Genomic DNA, 7,568 nt, shown 5'->3' with positions numbered 1-7,568 from the left:
GGCGGAGGCGGTGGCGCCGGCGGCGGCCAGGATCAGCCGCCGCCGGGTGGGCCCGGTTACGGCCGGGGCCGGCTCCGGCGCGGGGGGAACGGCCTCCCACGTCGCGACGCTGTGCGGGCCCGCTCCGGCGGGCTCCGGCCAGTGGTACTCCGGGGCCTCCGGGGCGGCGGGCGTCGGGTCGGGGCCGCCCGTGGTGTGCACGAGGATGCCCCGCGGGTCGAGTAGGGGACTTGTCAGCGGCGGCATCCAGCCGGGCCCGAACAGTTCGATCGTGCGTTCCCCGGTGCCGAGCATCGCCGCGACCTCGCGCAGCGACGGCCGCCGTGCCGCCTCCTTCTTCAGACAGGCGGTGACGGCATCGAGCAACAGGCTGGGCACGGTGTCGAGATACGGCTCCTCATGGAGGATGCGATACAGCAGCGTCTCCACCGTGCCCTCGCCGAACGGCCCGCTGCCGGTGGACGCGAAGGCGAGGACCGCGCCGAGCGCGAAGACGTCGGCGGCCGACCCGACCTCCTGCTCCCCACGAATCTGCTCCGGGGGGATGTATCCCGGCGAGCCCATGGCGGTCCCGGTGTGGGTCAGCGCACTGGCCTCGGCGACCCGGGAGATGCCGAAGTCGATGACGCGCGGTCGGTCGGGCGCGAGCAGCACGTTGCCCGGCTTGAGGTCGCGGTGCACCACGTTCGCCGTGTGGATCGCGGCGAGCGCCTCGACCAGGCCCAGCCCCAGGGCGCGTACGGTCGCGTCGGGCAGCGCTCCCCCGATCCGCACGGCCTCCTGGAGCGAAGGGCCGGGAATGTAGGCCGTGGCCAGCCAGGGCGGGGAGCCGTCGGAGTCCGCGTCGATGACTTCGGCGGTGAACGGGCCCCGCACCGCACGGGAGGCGGTGACCTCCCGCTCGAAGCGTCTGCGAAAGGTGGGGTCCTCGGCCAGGTCGGGCCGGATGACCTTCAGCGCGACCTGCCGGTTCTCGTACGACCTGGCCAGATAGACGCGGCCCATGCCGCCGCTGCCCAGCCGCGCGAGGACCTGGTAGCGGCCGACCCTGCGCGGGTCCTGCGACGTCAGCGGTTCCAAGGCACCGCCCCTCCCTGTCCCTCGGCTCCCTGACAGGACTGCCCTGGGGCGCCCCCGGTTCCCGTCGATCCCGTGACGATCCGGTCACGACGAGTGATGCGGGAGCCTTCCCCGCCCCGCCCACGGGCACACCCCGTGCGGCCGGGCGGAGGTCCGGGTTCTACCGTGTCCCGCACCCCCAACTCCCAAGGAGACGAGCGAAGATGACGAACCCTCCGTCGCGCAGATCAGTACTGGGCGGACTCGCCGGCGGGCTGGTCCTGGCCGGTGGTGCGGCCGGGACCGCGCGGGCGGCCACGCGGGAGTCCGGCCGCACCACCGAGGCCGGGACGGGCGTGGATCCCTACGTCGGCATTCCCGTGGGGCCGGGCGGGGGCCCTGCCGGGACCGATCGGGTTCACGTGCTCAAGGCCGGCCCCCGGGACGCGGACACCGTCCTGGTGCTGGTGCCCGGGATGTTCGGGGCGGCCAATGACTTTCGGCTGATGGCTCGGGATCTGGTCGCGCGGGTGCCGGGCGTTCAGGTGTGGGCCGTCGACCGGCGGGAGGAGAACCTGGCCGACCGGAGCGGGTTCCAGGGCGGATTCGGGGACGGGGGCGGGGGCGGGGGCGGGGATCCCGTCGGGTACTACCTCGACGGGCGGTATCGGGCCGTGGAGCCCGCCACCGCCGGGTACTTCGGGCAGTGGGGGCTGGAGCGGACCCTCGACGACCTGCGGTGTGTCGTGCTCGCCGCTCGCGCAGGCGGTCGGCGGCGGGTCGTGCTCGGGGGACATTCCTGGGGTGCGACCAGCGCGTTGGCGTACGCGGCCTGGGACTTCGGCGGGCGGGCCGGGTACCGGGATCTCGTGGGGCTGGCGGTCCTCGACGGGGGCGTGCGCGGGGCGTTCGAGGGGACCGGGGCGCCCGTGCAGGACTCGCCGGAAGAGGTGCGGGAGCGGCTCGCGGCGATCGCCGGCGGCCGGGTCTTCGACATGACGCTCAGCGGGGTCGGACTGGGCAGCCGGGCGGAGAGCACGCAGATCTGGTACCAGCTCGCCGGGTGGTACGCCCATCACGACCCCGAGGGGCGGTCCGTACTGCAGGACCGGGTGCCCGAGGCGCTGCGGGTGCCGTTCCCGGTGACGAACGCCGCGCTGCTCGGTACCTTCGTCGACGCCGGCTTCGGCTGGCCGAACGACATCAGCGTCCACTCCGGGCACCTCGCGGCCGACGCCGACGCCGGTGGCGTACGGGGGTGGGTCGATGACGGGATCACGCCGATCGGGCGCGTCGCGGAGGCGTACGCGGGGCCCGTGCCCGGCGTGTGGGAGTGGTACTGGCCCGCCCGGCTCTCCGTGGACCTCGATGTCAGTGACGTCTACGCCGACACCGACCTCGCCCGTTCCCTCGGGCTGCGCCTGCGCCACGCCCCGGGGCTCGACATACCCCTCTACGCCTTCCAGACCAGCTACTCCAAGGGCACCGTCGTGGAGAGCGCCCGCCGCGTCGTCGCCGAGTCCCGCATCCCCTACGCCGCCTACGAGTCCGACGAGGGCATGAACCACCTCGACCCCCTCTTCGCCGCCACGGCCCACAACACGGCGACGCGCTCACTGGCGGAGTTCCTGGGGAGGGTGGGGACGGCGGGGTGACCGGGGCGCGGTGACCCGGTGGACGATTCCTGCGGGGCCGTACCGCACGGCCCCGCAGGCGTCACCCGTCCCAGAGGTTCACCCGTCCCAGAGATTCACCCGTCTCAGAGGTTGCGCGCCAGCAGGTCCAGCAGCGCGGCCCAGTGGCGTTCCGTCGCCTCGGGGCTGTGCATGGCCGTGTCGGCCTGGGTGAAGCCGTGGTGGGCGCCCGCGTAGACCTCGCCGCGGTGGCGGACGCCCGCGGCGGTGAGGCTCTTGTCGAGGCGGTCGATCTGCTCGGCGGGGTTGGTGGAGTCGTTGTCGGCGTGCCCGAAGTACAGCTCGGCGGTGACGCGGTCGGCGAGGAGATGGGGGCTGTCCGGCGCGTCGGTCGCGAGGTGCGCGCCGTGGAACCCGGCCGCCGCGGCCACCCGCTCCGGGTACGTCCCGGCCGTCCGCAGCGCCAACCCCGCGCCCATGCAGTAGCCGGTGATGCCGACCCGGCCGCCGTTCGTCAGGGGCGAGGCCGCCAGCCAGTCCAGATAGACCCCGGCGTCCCGCATCGCCGCCTCCGGTGTCAGCCCCCGCATCGCCGGACGGATCTGATCGATGAGCTCCGGCCGCTCCGCCGGGTTGATGAACTTCGGCAGCTCCACCAGGGGCGCCCGTCCACTGCGGTACATCACGTTCGGCAGCAGCACGACATGACCGGCCGCCGCCAGCCGCTCCGCCATCCCCTTCAGATGCCGGCGCACCCCGAACGCGTCCATGTAGAGGAGGACGGCGGGGTGCGGCCCGCCGTCGGCCGGGTGGAAGACATGCGCGTCGACGGTCCCGTCGGGGGTGGGGATGTCTGTCGGGGAGGTGTGTACGGAGGTGGGGGGCGTGGAGGAGGTCATGGACTCTTTTCCTTGTGCGCGGGGGGAGTTGACGAGGCCGTAGGGGATGAAGGGAGGGCTGCGGCTCAGTCCCCGGAGAGGGCCATGCGGGAGCCGCCCGCGTCTCCCCGGACGGCCGAGTCGGTCAGTTCCCTCACCCGGGCGGCCGGGACCGGGACCCCCGGGGTCTCGAAGAACCAGCGCCCCGCCTCCTCCTGACCGAGCCCGGCCGGACGCTCCGCCATGTACGGCTGGACGTAGACCGGTGTGCCCGGCTCGCTGCGCCAGCTGTCGGCGAGGGGGCCGATGTCGACCGCGTCGTAGCCGAGGGCGTCGAGCAGGCGGGTCACCTCCTCCTTGGCGGTCGCGTGGTCGCCCGCGATCGGCAGGGCGCTGCGGTCGGCGGCCCCGGCGGGCCGCGCGCTGGTGAACAGCCGCCGGAAGTCGATGTTGTTGAACGCCTTGACCACGTACGAGTCGGCCAGGTGCCGCTGCACCAGGGCGCTGGTGGTCAGCTCGGCCCCGTCCAGCCCGGCGAGGCGGCCGTCGCGCTCCGGGTAGTGGTTCATGGTGTCGATCACGGTCCTGCCGGCCAGGTCGGCGGCGGAGAGCCGTGCGTAGGCGTGCAGCGGGATCGTCGCCACGACCAGGTCGCCGGCCCGGGCGGCCTCGGCGGGGGTGGCGGCGCGGGCGCGGTCACCGAGTTCGCCGACCAGGTCGGCGAGGGTCTCGGGACCGCGCGAGTTGCTCAGGACGACGTCCAGGCCGGCGGCGACGGCCAGCCGGGCCAGCGCCCCGCCGATCATTCCGCTGCCGATGAGTCCGAGGGTTTTGGTCATGGCGCCGGGTCTCCGGTCTTAAGTGAGAGTGGATTCCATAGGTGAAACTGAGTGTCATGCTAGCTACTGAGTCCCACACCTGCAAGCCAGGGTCGTCCGGGAGGTAGCATCACGGGGTGAGCGGAGTGAGCGGAGCGGCACCCACGGGCTCGGGGGAGACCGCGCGGACGAACACCAGGGACATCGCACGGGCCGCCGTACGGGCCGAACTCGCCCAGGTGGCCTTCGAGTTGTTTCTTCGCGACGGCTTCGACAAGGTGACGCTCGACGATCTGGCGTCGGCCGCCGGGGTGTCCCGGAGCACGCTCCTGCGCTACTTCGGCACCAAGGAGGACGCCGTGCTCGGCGCCTTCGACGCGCACGGCGGCTGGGTCGCCGACGCACTGCGCGCCCGCCCCGCCGACGAGGACGACTGGACGGCGCTGCGGCGGGCGCTGGACACGGTCATCCAGCGGTACCACCAGGACCCGGCCGGTTCCCTCGCCACCGCCCAGCTCGTCCGGGACACTCCCGCGCTCTGCGCACGCCAGCTGGAGAAGCAGCAGGGGTGGCGGCCCACGCTGGCCCAGGCCCTCGCCGAACGCCACGGCTCCTCGGGGCCCCCGGCCCTCGCCGAGACCGTACGGGCCGCCGCCGCCCTCGACTGCCTCAACATCGCCCTCGACCACTGGACCGCCTCCGACGGCGACCTCGACCTGGTAGCCCTCCTGGACGAGGCCTTCGCGACGCTGGCGTAGTGGCCGGGGCGGGGGCCGTACCCGTACCCGGCAGTCCCCGTACCCGGCAGGCAGTCCCCGTACGTCAGGTGTAGACGATCGGGCAGCCGCGGCGGAGCGAGTGCTGGGCGGCTCGCAGATACACGGCGACGTAGAAGGCCGTGTCGAGGTCGTCGGCCCACGGGCCCGGTCGGGTCGCCGCCAAGTCCTTCGCCCTGCCGTCCAGGAACCACGTGGTCAGGTCGAGGTTGTCGCACATCTCCGGAGTCTCGGGCGGCAGCTGGACGACCGCCGCCAGCCGCTGCGCGAGCGTCAGCACCTCAGGAGCGCCGGCGACCATGGTCGAGTCCGTATAGCCGGACTCGACATCCAGCCAGATCTCCTCCTCCAGCGAGAACGGCACCAGCAACGACCAGCCGCACAGGAATCCCGCCTCCTCGCGCGTGAGATGGGCGTCGCACAGCCTGCCGAACCCGTCCATCGGCGGGACCAGCTTCTCCTCGAAGGCCATCCCCGAGCCACGGACGAAGGCCGTCTCCCCGGGCACCGACTCATAGGGCGGCAGCCCTCGCCGCCTCAACTCCTCGTTCAACGCCGAGGCGAGGCGCCCTCGCCCGACCTCGTCCCCATGCTCGTCCTCGTCCGCACAGAACCATTCCTCCGCGTCGACGCTCACCAGATAGATACCCATGGCCGGAACGTACTGCGCGCCACCGACAACGCCACCGACAGCGCCACTGACACTCCCGTCCGGCAGCCTGCCGGCTACGACCCGTGAGCTCCGACGCCGGACAGGTCATGGCGCCGCATGCTGTTACGGTCCGTGACCGAGCGGCCGAGGGCGTGGTGGGGCCACAGGCCGCCCGCCGTGCGGCGGCTGCGTTCGACCCAGGCGCGGGCCGGGACGCTGCTGTTCTTGTAGTAGTTGAGGGCGTAGCCGCCGGTGTGGACGCGGAGGAGGCAGAAGCCGCCCGGGTAGTCCTTGACCGCGCTGACCTCCTGCTGCGTGACGTGCGGGGCACTGGTCAGGACGGTGCGCTTGTTGCGGTGGGTGTGGCCGGCGTGGTGGAGGAAGACGCCGGGAGCGGACGCGTAGGCGTCGACTATCGAACGGGCCTGGCGGCGGTCCAGGCGCTGGCCTCGGCCCATGGGGAAGACGGAGTCCCGCGTGGTGAGGGGATGGTGGCCGAAGACGATGGTGGGCCGGTCCCGGTCCGCCCTCAACTGGGCCTGGAACCAAGAGAGCTGGCCGGCGCCGAGGCCGCCCGCGTCGCCGCCGTTGCCGTCCTTCTCGTAGGTGTCGAGGCCGATCAGGCGCAGCCCGCCCAGATCGCGGGCGAAGTAGCCGGGCCCGTCGCCGCCCAGGAATCCGTCACGGAAGGCGTCGTCGGGGTGGTGCGGGCGGTCATGGTTTCCGCGCACGACGAAGTAGTCCCGTCCATGGGTGCCGAATCCGTCCAGGATGCGGCGGGCCTCGGCCAGGTCACGGAGCGCTCCCGCCGCCGAGATGTCCCCGGCCGCGAGGAGCAGGTTCGCCCCGCGCCGCTGGGCCTCCTCGACCATGGCCCGGCTCATGATCTCCGGGTACGGGTCGAGGCCGGGTTGCTGCGTGACCCCGCGCAGCATCGGTACGCCGGCCACCAGGCCGGCGGTGGTCTCGCCGAGGTGCAGGTCGTTGCAGAGCGCGATGGAGAGCAGGTGGCGGCCTGGGGGCGGCTGCGGGGTGGTGAAGGAGTACGGGCCTCCGTACGAGCCCAGGCCGTGCAGGGAGGTGCCCACGGCGTTGCCGCGGACCAGGTGCAGGGGGGTCGGTGCGGCGGCCCGGCCGCGCGAACGGGCCTGGTAGTAGTACGTCTGGCCCGGTTCCAGGTCCGTGAGCTCCACGTAGTGGTGCGCGGTGGGGTGGTCCTCCGCCGCGGTGCGGTTGAGGTGGGCCGGGTGGGTGCCGTAGACGACCTCGCCCTCGGTGACGGCGGGGAGCAGGTGGCCGAAGCCGTCGTCGGTGCCGGGTACGGCGGTGTACCAGGTGATGACGGCGCTGGTCTCGGTGAGGGTGACCAGTTCCAGGTGGAGGGCCGTCATCGTGTCGGGGTGGACACGGCGTTCGCTGCGCGCGGCGAGGGCGGAGCGGAGTACGGCGGGGGTGAGGAGCGCGCCGGAGCGGAGGAGGTCGCCGGGAGCGGGGAGCGCCGCCAGGGCGGCGAGGGGAGCGGAGAGGCAGCAGCGCATGCGCATGCTCAGGACCGTGCCCGCGGGCCGTTAACGGCGGCCGTGGTACCGATGGCGGCAGCACGGACACCGGCCTTACCCCCGGAGGCGTCACGGCGGAGCGGCCACGAACCACTGTCGTGTTCAGTCACACGTCTCGCCCTCCTGACAGCCAGGGTGTAGCAGGCTACACCCCTGTTCCGGGAGGGCACTCCCTCGTGGCTCCGGCCGCCG

The 7,568-nt window shown here is 73.1% G+C and carries 7 protein-coding genes; 2 read left to right on the top strand and 5 right to left on the bottom strand.

What is annotated here, in order from left to right; translation table 11 throughout:
* Positions 1–1,080, bottom strand: a 1,080-nt coding sequence (locus ACFU53_RS25940; RefSeq protein ID WP_383996952.1) for a serine/threonine-protein kinase, incomplete at its 3' end; no start/stop codon positions are given.
* A 203-nt stretch (positions 1,081–1,283) separates the two neighbouring features.
* Here ACFU53_RS25940 and ACFU53_RS25935 point away from each other — a divergent pair.
* Positions 1,284–2,714: an alpha/beta hydrolase gene (locus ACFU53_RS25935; RefSeq protein WP_383996950.1), complete on the top strand. Its 1,431-nt coding sequence runs from the start codon at positions 1,284–1,286 to the stop codon at positions 2,712–2,714.
* A 104-nt stretch (positions 2,715–2,818) separates the two neighbouring features.
* Here ACFU53_RS25935 and ACFU53_RS25930 read toward each other — a convergent pair whose 3' ends face one another.
* Positions 2,819–3,592 (bottom strand): dienelactone hydrolase family protein, encoded by a 774-nt coding sequence (locus ACFU53_RS25930; protein WP_383996947.1) that lies wholly within the window; start codon positions 3,590–3,592, stop codon positions 2,819–2,821.
* Between the two features lie 65 nt (positions 3,593–3,657).
* Positions 3,658–4,410 (bottom strand): NADPH-dependent F420 reductase, encoded by a 753-nt coding sequence (locus tag ACFU53_RS25925; protein ID WP_383996945.1) that lies wholly within the window; start codon positions 4,408–4,410, stop codon positions 3,658–3,660.
* Positions 4,411–4,526: 116 nt separating this feature from the next.
* Between ACFU53_RS25925 and ACFU53_RS25920 the strand changes: the two genes are divergently transcribed.
* Positions 4,527–5,147, top strand: a complete 621-nt coding sequence (locus tag ACFU53_RS25920; protein ID WP_383996943.1) for a TetR family transcriptional regulator — start codon at positions 4,527–4,529, stop codon at positions 5,145–5,147.
* A gap of 64 nt (positions 5,148–5,211) precedes the next feature.
* On the opposite strand, the gene ACFU53_RS25915 is transcribed toward ACFU53_RS25920, so the two are convergent.
* Together ACFU53_RS25915 and ACFU53_RS25910 are read right to left on the bottom strand one after the other, a co-directional pair.
* Entirely contained in the window at positions 5,212–5,817 is a 606-nt protein-coding gene (locus ACFU53_RS25915) for a hypothetical protein (RefSeq protein ID WP_383996940.1), read from the bottom strand.
* Positions 5,818–5,891: 74 nt separating this feature from the next.
* Complete coding sequence (locus ACFU53_RS25910) at positions 5,892–7,355, bottom strand: metallophosphoesterase (protein ID WP_383996960.1); 1,464 nt, start codon at positions 7,353–7,355, stop codon at positions 5,892–5,894.
* Positions 7,356–7,568 lie beyond the last annotated feature (213 nt).

This window comes from Streptomyces sp. NPDC057474 (assembly GCF_042802555.1).
Taxonomy (GTDB): Bacteria; Actinomycetota; Actinomycetes; order Streptomycetales; family Streptomycetaceae; genus Streptomyces.
Note: the sequence above shows the minus strand (reverse complement) of the source record. Positions and strands in the feature narration are given on the sequence as shown.